Source organism: Enterococcus sp. DA9, assembly GCF_008000875.1.
Taxonomy (GTDB): Bacteria; Bacillota; Bacilli; order Lactobacillales; family Enterococcaceae; genus Enterococcus_B; species Enterococcus_B lactis.
This window is the reverse complement of sequence record NZ_CP042839.1, coordinates 2,098,447-2,115,604: the sequence shown is the minus strand read 5'-3', so window position 1 is coordinate 2,115,604 and position 17,158 is coordinate 2,098,447. Positions and strand designations below refer to the sequence as shown.

16 protein-coding genes and 2 pseudogenes are annotated in these 17,158 nt (G+C 37.0%); 13 read left to right on the top strand and 5 right to left on the bottom strand.

Annotated features, from left to right (window positions below; genetic code table 11):
• Positions 1-35 precede the first annotated feature (35 nt).
• Both FTX43_RS11120 and FTX43_RS11115 read left to right on the top strand, forming a co-directional pair.
• On the top strand, positions 36-728 hold the full coding sequence (locus tag FTX43_RS11120; RefSeq protein WP_002316248.1) for a carbonic anhydrase family protein: 693 nt from the start codon (positions 36-38) through the stop codon (positions 726-728).
• Positions 725-1,627 (top strand): LysR family transcriptional regulator, encoded by a 903-nt coding sequence (locus tag FTX43_RS11115; RefSeq protein ID WP_147607070.1) that lies wholly within the window; start codon positions 725-727, stop codon positions 1,625-1,627. Before FTX43_RS11120 ends, FTX43_RS11115 begins: the two co-directional genes overlap by 4 nt.
• A 181-nt stretch (positions 1,628-1,808) precedes the next feature.
• Here FTX43_RS11115 and efbA read toward each other — a convergent pair whose 3' ends face one another.
• A complete protein-coding gene (gene efbA, locus FTX43_RS11110; protein WP_147607069.1) occupies positions 1,809-3,515 on the bottom strand; it encodes a fibronectin-binding protein EfbA in 1,707 nt (568 codons plus the stop codon).
• A 188-nt stretch (positions 3,516-3,703) separates the two neighbouring features.
• Here efbA and FTX43_RS11105 point away from each other — a divergent pair, with 188 nt between their 5' ends.
• The 11 genes and pseudogenes from FTX43_RS11105 to FTX43_RS11055 all read left to right on the top strand — a co-directional run bounded on the left by FTX43_RS11105 (position 3,704) and on the right by FTX43_RS11055 (position 14,137).
• Positions 3,704-4,327 carry a hypothetical protein gene (locus FTX43_RS11105; protein ID WP_147607068.1) on the top strand — a complete coding sequence of 208 codons (624 nt, stop codon included), beginning with the start codon at positions 3,704-3,706 and terminating at the stop codon, positions 4,325-4,327.
• Positions 4,328-4,775: 448 nt separating this feature from the next.
• Positions 4,776-5,825 carry a tryptophan ABC transporter substrate-binding protein gene (trpX, locus tag FTX43_RS11100; protein ID WP_147607067.1) on the top strand — a complete coding sequence of 350 codons (1,050 nt, stop codon included), beginning with the start codon at positions 4,776-4,778 and terminating at the stop codon, positions 5,823-5,825.
• Positions 5,822-6,703, top strand: a complete 882-nt coding sequence (locus FTX43_RS11095) for an ABC transporter permease (protein ID WP_002309295.1) — start codon at positions 5,822-5,824, stop codon at positions 6,701-6,703. Before trpX ends, FTX43_RS11095 begins: the two co-directional genes overlap by 4 nt.
• A 2-nt stretch (positions 6,704-6,705) precedes the next feature.
• A complete protein-coding gene (locus tag FTX43_RS11090; protein ID WP_002309294.1) occupies positions 6,706-7,476 on the top strand; it encodes an ABC transporter ATP-binding protein in 771 nt (256 codons plus the stop codon).
• A gap of 279 nt (positions 7,477-7,755) precedes the next feature.
• Positions 7,756-8,609 (top strand): annotated as a pseudogene (aroE, locus tag FTX43_RS11085) (shikimate dehydrogenase).
• A 177-nt stretch (positions 8,610-8,786) separates the two neighbouring features.
• Entirely contained in the window at positions 8,787-9,950 is a 1,164-nt protein-coding gene (locus FTX43_RS11080; RefSeq protein ID WP_002313776.1) for an LCP family protein, read from the top strand.
• 118 nt (positions 9,951-10,068) lie between these two features.
• On the top strand, positions 10,069-10,479 hold the full coding sequence (locus FTX43_RS11075) for a VOC family protein (protein ID WP_002299733.1): 411 nt from the start codon (positions 10,069-10,071) through the stop codon (positions 10,477-10,479).
• Between the two features lie 174 nt (positions 10,480-10,653).
• Positions 10,654-12,881, top strand: a pseudogene (topB, locus tag FTX43_RS11070) (DNA topoisomerase III).
• Positions 12,882-13,051: 170 nt separating this feature from the next.
• Complete coding sequence (locus tag FTX43_RS11065) at positions 13,052-13,336, top strand: hypothetical protein (protein WP_002313773.1); 285 nt, start codon at positions 13,052-13,054, stop codon at positions 13,334-13,336.
• 169 nt (positions 13,337-13,505) lie between these two features.
• Positions 13,506-13,742 (top strand): AbrB/MazE/SpoVT family DNA-binding domain-containing protein, encoded by a 237-nt coding sequence (locus FTX43_RS11060; protein WP_002309281.1) that lies wholly within the window; start codon positions 13,506-13,508, stop codon positions 13,740-13,742.
• Positions 13,739-14,137: a type II toxin-antitoxin system death-on-curing family toxin gene (locus tag FTX43_RS11055; protein ID WP_002329191.1), complete on the top strand. Its 399-nt coding sequence runs from the start codon at positions 13,739-13,741 to the stop codon at positions 14,135-14,137. The genes FTX43_RS11060 and FTX43_RS11055 overlap by 4 nt, the downstream gene beginning before the upstream one ends.
• A 660-nt stretch (positions 14,138-14,797) precedes the next feature.
• On the opposite strand, the gene FTX43_RS11050 is transcribed toward FTX43_RS11055, so the two are convergent.
• From FTX43_RS11050 to FTX43_RS11035, 4 genes are all read right to left on the bottom strand, one after another.
• On the bottom strand, positions 14,798-15,742 hold the full coding sequence (locus tag FTX43_RS11050) for an L-lactate dehydrogenase (protein WP_147607066.1): 945 nt from the start codon (positions 15,740-15,742) through the stop codon (positions 14,798-14,800).
• A gap of 123 nt (positions 15,743-15,865) precedes the next feature.
• Positions 15,866-16,108: a hypothetical protein gene (locus FTX43_RS11045; protein ID WP_002309278.1), complete on the bottom strand. Its 243-nt coding sequence runs from the start codon at positions 16,106-16,108 to the stop codon at positions 15,866-15,868.
• A 25-nt stretch (positions 16,109-16,133) separates the two neighbouring features.
• Complete coding sequence (locus FTX43_RS11040) at positions 16,134-16,466, bottom strand: hypothetical protein (RefSeq protein ID WP_002309277.1); 333 nt, start codon at positions 16,464-16,466, stop codon at positions 16,134-16,136.
• A 70-nt stretch (positions 16,467-16,536) separates the two neighbouring features.
• A complete protein-coding gene (locus tag FTX43_RS11035) occupies positions 16,537-16,779 on the bottom strand; it encodes a hypothetical protein (RefSeq protein WP_147607065.1) in 243 nt (80 codons plus the stop codon).
• Positions 16,780-17,158 lie beyond the last annotated feature (379 nt).

The following is a 17,158-nucleotide window of genomic DNA, read 5'->3' as shown; positions in this document are numbered from 1 at the left end:
ATGAGATGCAGGGGGAAGTATAGTTGAAAAAGAATATGGATGTCGAATGGGGCTATTCTGGAGACAGAGGTCCGGAAAATTGGGCGAATTTATGTGATTGGTTTGCGAGAGGTGCGGAATTTCCGTTGCAGTCACCTATTCATTTAACAAAAGGTGAAGAAATAAAAATGAAAGGAGAGACACTTTCGTTTCATTATCAAAAGCAACGCTTCACTGACAAGGAATTCAAAAATACGATTCATTTAGTACCTTTTGATCAACTCAGTTATGTAGAGTTCAAGAAAGAACGCTATTATTTGACAGATATTCATTTCCACTTACCATCAGAACATATCATCGACGGGAAACAGGAAGATATTGAGTTTCATTTTGTTCATATGAACAGCAAAAAAGAGAATCTGGTCGTGGGCGTCATGTATCAGTTAATGGAACAGGAAGGTTGGTTTTATAATCAAGAAAATGGAGAGAGATGGAATTTAGAAAAACATGAACACTGGGTAAATCCAGATGTCTTTTTTCCAGAGAAAAAAAGCCATTTTCATTATGTAGGTTCATTGACAACTCCACCTACCAGCGGACCAATCCAATGGTTTGTGATGGATCATGTAGAAAAATTGAACCAAGAGTTTCTTCTACCCTTCAAAGGGCAGTATGCACAGCCGAACAACCGACCAATTCAACCCTTGAATGGAAGAGAAATTTATTATTTTGAGGAGTTTGAGCAATGAATATTCAACAAATGAAATATGTGGTCGCTGTGGCAAATAATGGTAGTTTCAGAGAAGCTGCAAAGAAAATGTTTGTTTCACAACCAAGTCTTTCAGCTGGTGTCAAAGAATTAGAGACCGAGTTAGGAATCACGCTATTTACTCGAACGAATCGAGGTGCATATTTAACAGAAGAAGGACAAGATTTCTTAAATCGTGCCGAAAAAATCTTGGTTCAGCTTGATACATTAGAAAGTCACTATCTAACGAGTGAAAAGAGAGAGAATTTTTCAATCGCTGCCCAGCATTATGATTTCTTAGGTCCTTTGACCGCACAGCTACTCGAGGAATTCAAAGATGAAATCAAACAATTTCGGATCATGGAGACGACGACGGCGAGAGTGATCGAAGAAGTCAAAGAGCAGCACAGTGAAATCGGCATTATTTATATGAACGAGCATAATCAAGCTGGTATCAGAAGATATTTGCAACAAGGAGAACTAAGTGGACGCAGCATTGGAAAATTTAAAACACACATTTTTTTAAGGCATGGACATCCGCTAGCTACACACGCAGAGATCACAAAAGAAGAATTGTTATCTTATCCTCAAGTTCGTTTTACACAGGATGGAAATAATTTTCCGTATTTTTATGAAGACCTTATCGAGATTCCTGATCAAGAAACAGTGATCTATACCAGTGATCGAGGGACTTTGATGAATATCGTTCTTGAAACTGATGCGTACGCTTCAGGGTCTGGTATTGTGATTGGAGGAATTCGTGAGCACTTGCGGTTAATTCCTTTAGCAGAAGGCGAGCTAAATGAATTTTATATCATTTATTCGGCAAAGCGCCCGCTCAGTGAAATCGCTCAAAGATTTATCAAAGAGCTTCCTCGGTTACTGGACCAACAGAATTAAGAAAAGCAGACGGAACATCTGACTGATATTAAGTAGAAAGAACAGCCAAACAAAACAGTTTATTCGAAATAAGGGGTTGTGACACGAATTTTGTCACAACCCCTCTTTTTATAGAAAGCAATTTATAACTGATTGCTTTTATGAAAAAGTACGAAAATATGATTCTAAGAAAATACATTCATTACCCGTTTTGTTTCATAGCTATAATTTTCTCTTCTTCTGGTGTCACGATGACTGTTTTCTGATTTTCATAAATGACGTAACCAGGTTTGGCACCATTTGGCTTGCGGATATGCTTCACTTGTACAAGATCAACTGGTACTTGGGCAGAATATCGATATTTTGAAAAATAGGCAGCTAACTCGGCAGCTTCGGTAATTGTTTCATCTGAAGGTTGATCACTTTTGATGATGACGTGCGAACCAGGGATATTTTTTGCATGGAGCCAATAGTCGGTTTTCTTAGCTGTTTTCATTGTCAGCTGGTCATTTTGAAGGTTGTTTTTACCAACAAGAATGAGCGTTCCGTCAGAAGAAAAGTATTGATCAGGCTGAGATGGTTTCTTTTTCTTTTGTTTTTTCTGTGTCTTCTTTTTCAAATAGCCCTCAGCAGTCAATTCTTCTTTGATTGCTTCGATATCCATCGGACCGGCAATTTCCAGTTGAGACAAGACAGATTCAAGATATTGGATTTCATCTTTGGCTTCTTGGATTTGTTCGCCAATCAACTTAACGGCGTTCTTCAGCTTTTGGTATCGATGAAAATATTTCTGTGCATTTTGATTTGGCGTCAACGACGGATCTAATGCTATTTTGATTGGCCGGTCTTCTTCATAATAATTAGGTAAAACAACTTCTTTTGCGCCACGTGGTACTTGTGTCAGAAAAGTAGTAAGTAGTTCGCCATCTCTACGGTAATTCTCAGCGTTTTCGGATTCTTTGAGTGTTTGTTCACGTTTTTTCAATTTATTTTTATTTCGTTTTAGTTCATTTTCGATTTTTCGGATCAGTTCTCCGCCTTGTTGTTTTGCCCGATCTTTCTCCGCTTTTTCGTGATAATAGCTATCTAATAATTGACTGAGTGTTGGATAAGTTGTCACAGCAGATGCTTGTTCGGAAAATACCTGATAAACAATCGGCGTAAAGAAATCTTTATTTGTCGTTTCGTAAAAAGTAGGGTCTGGGTGATTGATGATCGATGAGAAAAATTCGTCCCAAACAACCATTTTTTCATTAGGACGTTCAAGCAATCTCTTGGTCAGCTCTTGAGCAGTATCGAAACCGATTCCCTGAAACTGATATTGGATTGCTTTTGGTTCTAGTTCAGTTTGAGAAAGTCGCTGGAAGATTTTTTCTTTATCGGAGCTAAATGGGTTCAAGACCTCTTGTTTTGGCGGAGCAATGTATTCTACGCCGGGAAGCAAAGAACGATAAGTGTTTTGAGAGCTTCCTATGTGTTTGATCGCGTCCAATATTTTTCCAGTTTCTTGATTAACTAAGACGATCGTACTATGACGCCCCATTAATTCAACGATCAATATGATATTCTGTAAATCGCCCAACTCGTTGCGCTTAGCAAAGTGAAAATGGATCACTCGATCGTTTTCGATTTGTTCGATGCTTTCTAAAATAGCACCATCCAAATACTTTCGAAGCATCATCACGAAGTTAGGCGGATTATCAGGATTCTGATAATCGATTTGGGTAATCTGTACACGAGCATAACTAGGGTGCGCAGATAATAATAATCGATGGTTTTTGCCGCGTGAACGAATCACCAGCACGATTTCATTTTCATAAGGCTGATGGATTTTCGAGATCCGGCCAGATAGTAACGTTTCACGCAATTCGTTGACCATCGCATGGGTAAATACACCATCAAAGGACATGGTTCATTCCTCATTTCTTTTCATAAGTATATTCATTATAACGAAAAAAAGAAGAAAAACCAATTTGGCCGAATAGTGAAGCAAAAGTCTAGAAAAAATTGGACTAATTACATAAAAAACAGTGTTTTTATCGTTGAAATCCAAATTTTTAGGTATAATAAAAAATAGGAGAAAAAGTAGAAAAGAAGGTGTTTGTTATTTGGGAAGCAGTTAAATCGAGAGTACAAGAAATGAATGATCATTTCTCAGTGTCATTCGCAGAAAATCCAATTAAGTATTTTCGACGTCTTGTGTTTCTGCTCATCTTATCATTGCTACTAACAATTGCGATGTTTTTGTTGCCGGAAAAAATCCGAGAAGAGCAAGTAAATAGTCTCGTTTATTCATCCATACCAACCAGCAAATTAAAACCTTTTGATTACAGTCAAGCGGATCAGAAAATCAAACAAAGCCGAGCGATATCGGTGATGTTCAGCAAACCGAACGGGAAAACCTATCAGGATATGCTGGATGTCTTTAATGACCCTGAGCTTATGGAAGAATTGAATCGACCGATCTTTTATTATCCGATCGTTTATGACGTACATGAACTGGAACAAAAATATAACATACGAACGGATGAAGTGACATTTATTTTCTTTGATGGAGGAAAAGAAGCAAATCGGATAACTGCGGGTAAGGGAGGAATAACTGATTTTGATAAGGAGTTGATCCCTAAGCTGAATCGACTACCGTTAGCCAATATCAAACAATTAGAAGAAGAAATGGATAGAACAGGAACAGCTTCCCCAAATGCCGAGACTGCTAATTGAGTTGTTAACGTGATGAAATGGTGGCTCTATATAGCGCTATTTTTAATTATCAGAACAAGTGATGTTTGATCTTCAAAATAACAAATGAAAAAAATAAAAAATATAGTTGACGAAATTCAAAAATTCGATTAGACTTAAATCAATTCTTAAGGAAAGGGTGACCTGTAATGAACTTATCAAAACGTATTTCAGCAGAGAACAAAAAAAATTGGCGCAGCTGGCGTAGATAAGTTGTATTAATGGTGAAACTTTCCCATAGATACAACTTTTTAGAGTGCATTTCTAAAGCTTGTATCTATGCTAGACATGAACATTGACTGCCGCATAGATCCTATCTATGCGGTTTTTTGTGTAAAGACAATGACCGTTTTGGCCATTGTCTTTTTTTGTAGACTGGATACTTGCCTGATTTTAATAAATAAAAAGATTGACTTTGCAGGAGGAAAAAATGAAAAACAAACGTTTAATAACAGTTGTAGTAATTATTTTAGTTTATTTAGTAGGTGCATTTATTTATGGAAAAGCCTCAGGAGAAAAAGAAAGTACTTCGACGAACCAGACAAAAAAAACAACAGTTGTCGGGGTATTGCAATATGTGAGCCATCCGGCATTAAATGAGATTTATCGAGGGATCAAAGATGGTCTGAAAGAAGAAGGATTAAAAGAAGGAGAAAATCTTGAAATCAAATTTCAAAATGGACAAGCCGATCAGAGCAAGCTAGCCACAATGAGTCAACAGCTAGTACAATCCGATCCTGATGTTTTGATCGGAATCGCAACGCCTGCTGCTCAATCATTAGCAAACACGACTTCGTCGATTCCCGTTGTATTAGGTGCTGTAACGGATCCTATGGGGGCTGGATTAGTTGGTTCTTTAGAGAAACCTGGTGGAAACGTGACAGGTGTTTCTGATCAGCCACCTGTTGCTTCACAAATCAAGCTTGCTTCTGATTTGCTGCCAAATGCAAAAAAAGTCGGGATCTTGTATGCTTCTTCGGAAGATAATTCAAAATACCAAGTAGCACAAGCGGAAGAAGCTGCAAAAAAAGAAGGGTTAGAAGCAGTAAAATATGCGGTGCCTTCCACTAATGAGATTGCACAAACGGTACAAGTGATGAGCCGACAAGTCGATTTTATCTATGTTCCATTAGACAATACGATTGCCAATGCTATGCAGACAGTGGTTAAAGAAGCGAATAAAGCAAATATCCCCGTCATTCCTTCTGTTGATACAATGGTAGAACAAGGCGGACTAGCAACAATCGGGATCAATCAATATCAATTAGGGCTTCAAAGCGGTAAGATGGCGGCAAAACTTGCGAGCGGAAAAGAAAAACCGGAAACGACACCTGTTTATATGTTTGATCAAGGGGATACAGTGATCAATCAATCTCAGGCTGATCACTTAGGAATCACTATTCCTCAATCGATGAAAGAAAAAGCCAAAATCATTACAGATGAGTCGCAACAAGAAACATCTAAGGAGGATGACAAATGATCGTATCAGCTATTTCACAAGGCATGCTTTGGGCAATATTAGGATTAGGGATTTTCATGACCTATCGGATCTTAGATTTTCCTGATATGACGACAGAAGGGTCCTTCCCATTAGGTGCTGCTGTCTGTGTGACAGCTATCACTCATGGGGTAGCACCGATTTTAGCTACGTTATTGGGCGTAGGTGCTGGTATGGTAGCAGGACTCATTACAGGGTTACTTTATACAAAAGGAAAGATACCGGTTATTCTAGCAGGGATTTTAGTGATGTCAGGATTGAACTCAGTTATTTTGTTTGTGATGCGAACACCAAATCTATCTTTATTGAATCATCCGATTCTACAAGACAGCTTTCATCGCTTTGGATTACCTGATTACTTTGACACAGTCCTTCTTGGCTTCATCTCTTTGGGCATCTTGATTGCTGTACTGCTATTCTTCTTCAATACAGATTTAGGTCAAGGCTATATTGCGACAGGAGACAACGAAACGATGGCTCGGTCGTTAGGGATAAAAACCGATCGTATGAAAATTTTAGGTTTGACTTTGTCGAACGGTGTCATTGCATTATCCGGTGCGCTGATTGCCCAGAATGACGGATATGCAGATGTAAATAAAGGGATTGGCGTGATCGTCATCGGTCTTGCTTCCATCATCATCGGTGAAGTGATTTTCCAAGAATTGACGCTAGCAGAAAGATTGATTGCTATTGTTGTCGGCAGTATCATTTATCAACTATTGATTTTAGTAGTAATCAAACTAGGGTTTGACACGACTTATCTGAAGTTGTTCTCCGCTATCATCTTAGCTATTTGTCTGATGATCCCGCAATTGAAGAAAGCACTGAACTTAAAAACGGGTTTTGAGAAGGAGGCATAGTAATGACAGATATATTGACAATCAAAAACGGCAGAAAAGTCGTAAACAATGGGATGAATGAAGAGAAAGTACTATTGGATGAAATCAACCTTACAATCAGAGAAGGGGACTTTATCACTGTTCTTGGCGGGAATGGTGCTGGAAAAAGCACACTGTTCAATACCATCGCTGGTACGCTTCAACTCAGTCAAGGATCGATCTCTTTTAAAGATCAGCTGATTACAAAAGATTCAGAAGAAAAAAGAGCACGATTCCTTTCTCGGGTTTTCCAAGACCCTAAGATGGGAACGGCTCCCCGGATGACTGTAGCAGAAAATCTGCTACTTGCACAAAAAAGAGGGCAAAAGCGGAAATTCCGTTTACGTAACTTGAAAAATCAAAAAGAAGATTTTTTCAGACTATGTCAAGAAGTCGGTAATGGCCTAGAACAACATTTGGATACTCCAGCAGGGGAATTATCTGGCGGTCAACGCCAAGCATTAAGTTTGCTGATGGCGACGATCACGGCTCCTGAATTACTGTTATTAGATGAACATACTGCCGCTTTAGATCCTAAAACAGCTAAAGCATTAATGCAGTTAACAAATCAGCGGATCAATGAACAAAAATTGACTTGTCTCATGATCACGCATCGAATGGAAGACGCCTTGAAATACGGAAATCGTCTGATCGTACTCCAAAAAGGAAAAATTGTTCAGGATCTTTCTGAAAAAGAAAAGCAACATTTGACAATGGGCGACCTTTTGCAGTTCTTTGAAGAAGTAGTAGATTGATTTCGACAGAAAGTCTCCTTTCAGTAGAAGGACTTGAAAACTCATTGACATCTTCCTTTGATTCATCCTATACTTAAAACAATAAACAATTGGAACATATTTGGGTGTTTTGTAGGATCACGTAGTCAATGATTTTAACAATTAAATAGAATATTCTTTGCTCTGACAAGTGAACGAAGAGAAAAGAATTTGCTACTTTGCCACCTAGACGTTTCGTACTTTTTCGTATCAAACGCTAAGTGGCTTTTTTTATTGAAGTAAGAACAAAGGAGGAATAAGATGATTTCTGGACAAACCAAATTAGCTGGACTCTTTGCTGATCCAGCTTCTCACAGTTTATCTCCATTGATGCACAATACTGCTTTTGAAGCAAACAACATCGATGCGGTGTATTTAGCTTTCAAAGTAAACCCAATGAATTTGAAGCAAGCAGTCGAAAGTATACGAACTTTTGATATGTTAGGTGTGAACCTTTCGATGCCGAATAAAACAGCGGTTATTCCTTATCTGGATGAGGTAAGCCAGGAAGCACAATTGATTGGAGCAGTGAATACGATCGTGCACGAAAAAGGTCGTTTGATTGGCTATAATACCGATGGTGCGGGCTTCATGCAATCCGTACAAGAAGCTGGGATTTCGGTCAAAAAGAAAAAAGTGACTCTGCTGGGCGCTGGAGGGGCAGCAAAGGCAGTCACTGTTCAAGCGGCGTTAGACGGTGCTAAGGAAATTGTAGTTTATAAACGAAACAATCAAACATTCGCTCAAGTAAAAGAAACATTCGAACAACTCAGCTATCGAACTTCTTGTGAGATAAAAGTTCGTGATTTTGCCGATACGTATCAATTAAGAAAAGACTTGAAAGAAAGCTGCCTTCTAGTCAATGCAACAGATATCGGGATGGGAAAGAAAATCGATCAGTCACCGCTCTTAGATATAAACATGATGCATGAGAAACTAGCGGTTTTTGATTTGATTTATGCACCTAGAGAAACACGTTTATTAAAAGAAGCAAAAAAGTAGGAGCAAAAGGATACAATGGACTTGGCATGTTGATCTACCAAGGAGCAATCGCGTTTGAATTATGGACAAAGGAAAAGATGCCGATCCATGTGATTGAAAAACTGTTTGATTAAAAAAGGATAATAGATAAAGATTTTTTATTCTCGCATAAACGGTCTCAAGAAAAGTAATTCTTTATGTATCGAAGCATTTATTTCGTTATTTTTTATTAAATTATCAAAAAATGATAGGCTTTTGTCGATTGGTTATCGTATCCTTTATTTATCAGTAAGAAACGAGGAGGAACCACAATGAGTCGGATGGATCGCTATAAGGACATCCATAAGAAGGCGAAACCTCTGAAGCGGGATACGGGGAGTATTTTTGCTAGAAGAGAACGAAAACGAACGCGTATGGAAAATGAGGAAGATGCTACCCGTATTTATGAAAGAGAGCAGCACTCATTTGAACATTTGAACCAACACGAACAACAGATATATAGAGATGCACCAAGAACAGAAGAACAACAAAAAAATAAAAAATTTTTCAATCGGCAAAAGAAGAACAAACCGTTGAAATCTCGAAGAAAGCGATCGTGGAAAAAAATCATTCTATCGATTTTGCTTGTTTTGATCCTTTATTCAGGTATCTCATTTTTTATTGGTAAATATGTAGCTGAACATGACACAAGCTTAGAGGCAGCGACTTCAGAAACCTTTCATGGGCAAAAAGCGACAAATGGTGCGCATAATATTTTGATTCTTGGGAGTGATACACGCGGAGAAGATGCTGGACGAGCTGATACGATCATGGTCTTACAGTTGGATGGTCCTTCCCATAAGCCGAAACTGATTTCTTTTATGCGTGACAGCTTCGTTACGATCCCAGGGGTAGGACAAAATAAGATCAATTCAGCTTATGCATACGGAGGAGCCGATCTAGTGCGTCAAACTTTAGTAGAAAATTTTGGAATCAATTGTCAATACTATGCGAAAGTCGATTTCAAATCGTTTGAAAAAGTGATCGATGCCTTGTTCATGAACGGAGTGAAGATCGATGCAGAAAAAGATCTGAATCTGGATGGTGTAGATATTAAAAAAGGGGTCCAGAAGATGGATGGACATGTTCTTTTGCAGTACGCACGTTTCCGAATGGATGAAGAAGGAGACTTTGGCCGTGTCAGACGCCAACAGCAAGTAATGAACGCTATTTTCAGCCAATTGAAGAATCCATTGAATCTGATTCGTGCACCTTATGCAGCTGGTAAAGCTTTAGGGTATACATCCACAGATGTCACTGCTTGGTTCTTGACGAAAAACCTCTTTTCGATTGCACGAGGAGCTGGTGGCATTGATCGAATAAGTGTGCCAGTAGACGGTTCGTGGAATTATGGGCAAAGTGATTATGCTGGTAGCATTCTTGAAATTGATAATCAAATGAATCAATCAGCTATTACAGATTTTTTGAATAAATGATCATAAAAAAGATTAAGAAGAAGTTGCGACAAGGCTTTTGTCATGAATCAATCAAACGATTCACTCGTAAAAAACGCTTTCTTATGATAGATTATAACCAAGAAAGGAGCTGTTTACATTGGATATCTATCTGAACTTCAAAAATGAGTCTCGTGAAGCCATCGCTTTTTATGAAAAAGTTTTTGAGACTGAAGCATCAGGTATCACCACATACGGTGAAATGCCTGGAATAGAACAAATGAACTTGCCAGAAGAAGCAAAAAATCTAATCACGAATGCACGGTTGAACATTTATGATACATTAGTTATGTTTGCAGATACGCCAGAAGGAATTGGTCCTGAATTAGTTGTTGGAAATAATGTTTCTTTAGTCATCCAAACAAGAAATGAAGAGGAAACGAAGCGTCTATTTGAAAGCTTAGCTGAGGGTGGTAAGATTGAGATGCCGCTGGATGCTGTTCCGTGGGCTCAGTTGTATGGGATGGTAACTGATCGATTTGGCATCAATTGGCAGATTAACCAAGAGTGACAGCTAAAGATGAATATTTTCTAGAAACATCAAGCAGCAAACGGAACATCGTTTGCTGGCTTGATGTTTTTTGTGCCTATTTCGACTATACGGTATCTTTTTTTTATTGCCAGATGCGAAAATATGTTCCATAATAGAGAAGTCCGCAAAAAATCAAGTAACGGAGGTCAGAAGATGAAGACGGTGATACTAGCTGAAAAACCTTCACAAGCAAAATCCTATGCCGAAACCTTCCAACAGCGAAAGCGGCATGAAGGGTATTATGAAATCAGCGATCCATTGTTTGCTGGTGAAGTAACCATCACTTATGGTTTTGGACATCTGGTAGATATGGTTGCTCCAGGAGCTTATGAAGAGCGTTGGGCAAAATGGTCTTTAGAAAATTTGCCTATTTTCCCAGAAACCTTCCGTTACGAAGTTCCAAGGGACAAACGTGCACAATTTTCGATTGTAAAGCGAGAGTTACAGTCAGCCAATACCATCATTATTGCAACAGATGGTGATAGAGAAGGTGAAGCCATCGCGTGGTCGATTATTCGTCAAGCAAACGCCTTTTCTAAAGAAAAGAACTATTTACGTTTATGGATCAATTCTCTTGAAAAAGAAGCAATATATGAAGGTTTTAAGAATCTCCAACCTGGAAAGAACTATTTTCCAAAATATAAAGAAGCGCAAGCAAGGCAGAATGCTGATTGGCTGATTGGAATGAACGGAAGCCCATTATATAGCTTACTGCTTCAACGAAAAGGGATTGATGGTAGTTTTTCTCTTGGTCGTGTACAAACGCCGACACTTTACATGATTTATCAGCTGCAAGAAGAAATCAAACACTTCAAAAAAGAAACATACTTTGAAGGAGAAGGTTTAATTACGACAAACAAAGGACAATTTTCAGGAAAAATCGTACCAAAAAAAGCATTTAAAACACAAGAAGAGTTAACAAAGGAAATAGAGAGACTCGGAGCGCATTTAGGTAAGCAAAACGGACGGATTCTTGAAGTTACGAAAAAGGAAAAGAGGTTGCATAGCCCACGTTTATTTTCGCTATCTAGTTTGCAGACAAAGATGAATCAGCTAATGAAAGCAAGTGCTAAAGCCACACTTGATGCTGCTCAAGGATTGTATGAAAGCAAATTTCTAAGCTATCCAAGAACGGATTCCTTTTATATCACAGAAAATGAGCATCAGTATCTGGTTAAACATCTGCAAAACTATAAAAAGTTTTTAGGAATAGAAGAAGTACAGACAACTGAGATCAGAGCAAAGAAACGGTATGTCGATGCGAAAAAAGTTCAAGAACATCACGCAATCATTCCGACAAAGACGATTCCGACTCCTGCACGCTTTGCGAAGCTATCTAAATTACAGCAAGCAATCTATTTGCAAGTCTTACGTACCACTGTGGCTATGTTTGCCGCAGATTATATTTATGAAGAGACGACTGTCACGACGGGTGTACAGCAATTAAAGCTAAAAAGCACCGGAAAGATCCCATTACAGCAAGGGTGGCAGGAAATCTTGCGCATCAAGTCAAAAAAGAAAGAAGCTCAGACGCTTCCTCCTATCGTAGAAAATGAAGAAGCAGAAGTAGAGCTGAAAAGTATGGAGAAAGAAACACAACCTCCGAAACCCTATACCGAAGGAACCTTGATCACAGCAATGAAAACTGCGGGAAAAACGCTGGATAATGATGAAGCGCAAGAAATCCTCAAAGAAGTAGAAGGAATAGGGACCGAAGCTACACGGGCCAATATCATTGAAAATCTTAAGCAGAAACATTACATCGAAGTCAATAAAAACGAAATAATCGTTACGCCAAAAGGAATCACTCTTTGTAAGGCAGTAGCTAATGAACCATTGCTGACAAGTGCAGAAATGACTGCACGCTGGGAAGGATACTTGAGAAAAATCGGTAACCAAGAAGGAACGCCATCTGTTTTTTTAGAAAACATCAAAAAATTCATCTTACATTTATTGGCAGAAGTACCTAATCAAATCGATAAGGTAGATTTCTCAGATGAGATCAGCGGAATACGCCAGATAAAAGCGATGGAGAAGAAAAACGACCAATTAGGAAGATGTCCAAAATGTAAAAAAGGGGTAGTCATGCTTTATCCTAAAATCGCTACATGTTTGAACCCGGAATGCGACTTCAAATTGTGGCCAACAGTAGCTAAAAAGAAGCTGACTAAAACAAATCTCAGAGATTTGCTTTCAAAAGGAAAGACAAGTAAAGTTGTCAAAGGTTTTACTGGTAAAAAGGGAAATTCGATGCAGTTTTAGTATTAAAAGAAGATATGACGATCGGTTTTTCTTTTCCATGGATCGAAAACAGCGGAACAAAAGCAGTTGATGGAAACAAAGAAACATCAAGAAAAAATAATGAAAACGAAGTAGAGTAAATGAAAACAATGAAATAGCAGAATATTTATTCCGAAAAGTGAGAATATAAATACCAATAAAACCAAAAAATATCAGTCAATCAAGCAAAAATGTTGGGGTAGGCTGATTTTATATAGATAGCAAGGAGTTTTTTTATTTGAAAAAAGTGCATTCATTTTTAAATTATCTTATGGGAGCAATCACGATTGTGGCTGTATACCAAGCATTTCTAAAGTATCCTGATTACGGGACGAAGTTGCTGTCATTGACGCACAATCAAACAGCATATTCACCAACGCTGATTTTATCGACTTTGACTGCAGGAGCTAAAAGCGCTACTTATTTTTTTCATAAAACGACAAGCATGTTGAAGCGAAAGAAACAGCGTAAACAATTGTTGATGGTGGTAGGGGCTATGATCATTATTTATTTCCTACCAGTTATTACACAAGTATTCCATCAATATTTTGGTTAAAAATACGAGAGTTTGTGACAAAAGTCATGTCACAAACTCTTTTAACTTTTTTCTTTTTCGTTTTTCCGTAAGAAAAAGTAAATCAATAGTATATACATTGATTAAATGTATATACTTAGATATAATGTACTTACTATAGAATGATATAGAATATAGAGGGTGGCGAAATATGAAAAAAATGAAAAAGTATAAAATTAGAAAATCCGGCAATAGCGATGTAACAACTATCCCACCAGAAGTAAAAGAATTCATGGGTGTGCAGACGGGTGACGCAATCAGTTATGTTTTTCAATCTGATGGTTCTGTACGAATGATCAAAGCACAAGAAGAACCTGATATTGATTTATTAGTTGATTCGATCATGAATCAATATGAAGACGCGTTAAAAGATTTGGTTGATTTATGAGGTATCTTTCGACTAAAGAAATTATCAAAATCAACGCAAAAGTTATTTTACGTTACTCACCAGGCGAAATGATTGGTATAAAAGATGCCAATGCATTAGATATGGCAGTTAAACAGCCTTCACAAGCAGTATTTAATCAAGAACTCTATCCCGAAGTCTATGAAAAAGCGGCAATTTTAGCAATTAATTTAGCTAAAAAACATCCTTTTCATAATGGTAATAAACGAACTGCTCTTGTTGCCATGCTGTTGTTTCTTCAATTGAATAATTGTTCAGTTGCTTTTTCTCGTCAAGAAGCTGTTGATTTTATTATAATGATTACCACTAGTTCATTGGATTTCGATTCACTGAAGTCCAAGATAACCAATTATTTACGACAAACCGCAATAAAATGAACGAATTAAAAAAATTTATTTCTCCATTCGATCAGCATGTCATTAAAGAATATGCTGATTTTTTGTATGGTTGTTCATACAAAATAGTTTTTTCATAAAAATATGGATTAATTTTGAAATAATTGATTTAAAAGGAATACAAAAGTGTGAAGAGTAGGAAATAGTGGTTTAGAACTAGTGGATTGATTTTTTATATATTTTAGTTTACATAATATATATTATACGAAGTAGATTTAAAAAATAATAAACCTCTCTCGAACGGTTTTTTATCAAAAATCGTCATTTTTCCATCAAAATCTACTTGTGCAAAATTATAAAAAAATTTTGTAGTTTTTCTTCTTTTTTAACGTTTAATTAAATGATAAAAACCATTTTCTTTATACAGTTAATCCAGATTACGACTCACTGTATTTATGTTTGCCATCACTGAAGGATTTTTAATCACATAGATAAATCATTTACTTAAGTTTTAGTTGTCACTGATATCGATTCGATTATTTAATCAGCAGATTACATTTCATACGTATGGATCATTTTCGACCGAATCGATTATAATCATTCCGTTTATTTGCTTACCTATAGATATCAATAAAAAAACTGCTTAACAGCTGAAATATCTGTTAAGCAGTTTTTGACTTTTTAGTTCTTACTCATTATTTCTTATAATACAGTGTTCAATACTTCTCTTAAAGCACTTGTTGATTTGCTGAACATTGCTTTTTCTTCTTCGTTGATGGATAATTCAACAACTTCACGAACACCATTTTCGTCAACGATTGATGGCACACCTGTAAAGATATCTTTTTCGTTGTATTCACCAGTTAAGTAAGCAGATACAGGCAATACAGCTTGTTCGTTATTCAAGATAGCTTTTACGATACGTGCAGTACTCATACCAATACCATAATAAGTTGCTTTTTTACGATCAATGATCTCATAAGCAGCATTACGAACTTTATCAGCAATTACATCTAATTCGTCTTTTGCGATACGATGATCTTTTTCTACGATTTCAAAAACTGGTTTACCACCAACAGTTGTATGTGACCATGCAGCAACTTCTGAATCACCATGTTCACCTAAGATATAGCCGTGAACGCTACGTGGGTCTATTTTTAATTTCAATGCGATTTCTTTACGGAAACGAGTTGTATCCAATGTTGTACCAGTACCGATAACACGTGATGTTGGCAGGCCTGATTCGTTCCAAGCGATATATGTCAAAATATCTACTGGATTTGAAGCAACAACGATAATTCCGTCGAATCCTGATCCCATGATTTCTTTGACGATTTGGCGCATGATTGACGCATTTGTCTTAACTAAATCTAAACGAGATTGACCAGGTTTTTGGTTGATACCAGCTGTGACAACAACGATATCTGCATCTTTGCATTCTTCATAACCGCCTGACCATACAGCAACGTTTTCATCGCCCCAAGCCATACCATCTAAAAGATCCAGTGCTTCCCCTTCTGCTTTTTCTTGGTTCACATCGATCAAGACTAATTCATTAGAGATTCCTTGGTTGATCATTGCATAAGCGATACTTGTTCCAACAAAACCTGTACCGACGATTACTACTTTACGACTTGTTTTTTTCATGAATAAACAGCTCCTTTTTCATAACTATTTGTTACTTTCATGGAAATTATAGTCTTGTTTATTCATTTTATCAATATGTTAATTATAATAGCTGTTATTATAATTTTTGATGGAAACGAATTCCTAAATACGTACAACAGATAACTGATAAACGATTACACCCATGTACCCTGCCAACACAACTAAAAGTACTAACGCTATCACTAATGGAGCTACTTTAGCTCCACCTTTATCAAAGCTATACTTTTTCCTTGTACGCTTTAGAACTGAAAATAAAACCAAGCCAAAAATAATTAACCATAATAAAAAGCCAATCGCACCTAAAATCAATATCCCTTCATTTACGATTGCAATCCCTATATCCATTTGCTCTGCTCCCTCATTGTCACATCTAAAGTTTTGTTTTGTTATAAACGTTTTTCTTTACTTTGTCCGTATCAGTCAATCCTTTTTCATAATTTTCTTGGATCGTTTTCTTTTGTATTTTATAGGATGCAGCTAACTGTCTTTTAAATCGGCGTTTGTTTTTTCGTATACTGGTGCCTTTTAGATATTCATAGAACTGTTTGACGATAAAAATGAACAGATAGACGGCAAAAAAAGTGGATAATCCGTATCGGATGAGATACATAGCAACGAAGGTGGCAAAAATACCAGTTCCTTCATTTTGTGCTAAGACAGCAAATTCGCTTAAAAAAGTTATGATAAATGCAAAATTTCCCATGCTTCACCTCATTGTAAATAGTAAATAATTGCCGTATCATCCTTTGATTTCTTTAAAGAGATAGAAAATATCATTTACGATAGTTTTTATATTGCTGCTGCTTCTGAAAACCCTTATTACTAGGTGCTTTACTCTTCGTACTTGAACTTGCGGACATCTTTTTGCTCAACAGAACAGTTAATAGAATCACGAAAAAAAGAGCACCTAATAATACAAAACGATACTTAGACAAATACATAGCGAACGCAGAAAATAAATCAGTTTGTCCAACAACGCTGTAAGCAGCTAAACCACTCAACCAACCCTTTACCATTTTCATCTCCTCCTCCCTTCTTCAATCACATTATCTAAAGGATACAATAAAAGAAGTTTAAAAAAGGAACTGCTTTTTCTTATTTATGAAAAAACTGTTCCTTCTATATGTTTATTGGAAGATAAGAAATGAGTACACTAGTATCGGATATACCTTATGATATGTACCAAACAAAAGCCTATCTGTCTGACTAACCTATTGAAATGAGTGAATATTATTAAGAATAAGTCCAATGGTTCATCTTGGATAAAGTATGTCTTTTTGAGTGTCCTCTATTTTTTTCTGCCACGTATCCAATTAACAATGGATTCCCATCTCTGGACGCTAATCTTCCAAATTAGAAAGATCAGCGTATCTATCATCACTGTATGCTTACTAG

Bases quoted from the DNA above. Each gene is read 5' to 3' on its own strand.
- FTX43_RS11120 (WP_002316248.1), top strand. From the start codon at position 36: ATGGATGTCGAATGGGGCTATTCTGGAGACAGAGGTCCGGAAAATTGG.
- FTX43_RS11115 (WP_147607070.1), top strand. From the start codon at position 725: ATGAATATTCAACAAATGAAATATGTGGTCGCTGTGGCAAATAATGGT.
- efbA (WP_147607069.1), bottom strand. From the start codon at position 3,515: ATGTCCTTTGATGGTGTATTTACCCATGCGATGGTCAACGAATTGCGT.
- trpX (WP_147607067.1), top strand. From the start codon at position 4,776: ATGAAAAACAAACGTTTAATAACAGTTGTAGTAATTATTTTAGTTTAT.
- FTX43_RS11095 (WP_002309295.1), top strand. From the start codon at position 5,822: ATGATCGTATCAGCTATTTCACAAGGCATGCTTTGGGCAATATTAGGA.
- FTX43_RS11090 (WP_002309294.1), top strand. From the start codon at position 6,706: ATGACAGATATATTGACAATCAAAAACGGCAGAAAAGTCGTAAACAAT.
- FTX43_RS11080 (WP_002313776.1), top strand. From the start codon at position 8,787: ATGAGTCGGATGGATCGCTATAAGGACATCCATAAGAAGGCGAAACCT.
- FTX43_RS11065 (WP_002313773.1), top strand. From the start codon at position 13,052: ATGGGAGCAATCACGATTGTGGCTGTATACCAAGCATTTCTAAAGTAT.
- FTX43_RS11060 (WP_002309281.1), top strand. From the start codon at position 13,506: ATGAAAAAAATGAAAAAGTATAAAATTAGAAAATCCGGCAATAGCGAT.
- FTX43_RS11055 (WP_002329191.1), top strand. From the start codon at position 13,739: ATGAGGTATCTTTCGACTAAAGAAATTATCAAAATCAACGCAAAAGTT.
- FTX43_RS11050 (WP_147607066.1), bottom strand. From the start codon at position 15,742: ATGAAAAAAACAAGTCGTAAAGTAGTAATCGTCGGTACAGGTTTTGTT.
- FTX43_RS11045 (WP_002309278.1), bottom strand. From the start codon at position 16,108: ATGGATATAGGGATTGCAATCGTAAATGAAGGGATATTGATTTTAGGT.
- FTX43_RS11040 (WP_002309277.1), bottom strand. From the start codon at position 16,466: ATGGGAAATTTTGCATTTATCATAACTTTTTTAAGCGAATTTGCTGTC.
- FTX43_RS11035 (WP_147607065.1), bottom strand. From the start codon at position 16,779: ATGGTAAAGGGTTGGTTGAGTGGTTTAGCTGCTTACAGCGTTGTTGGA.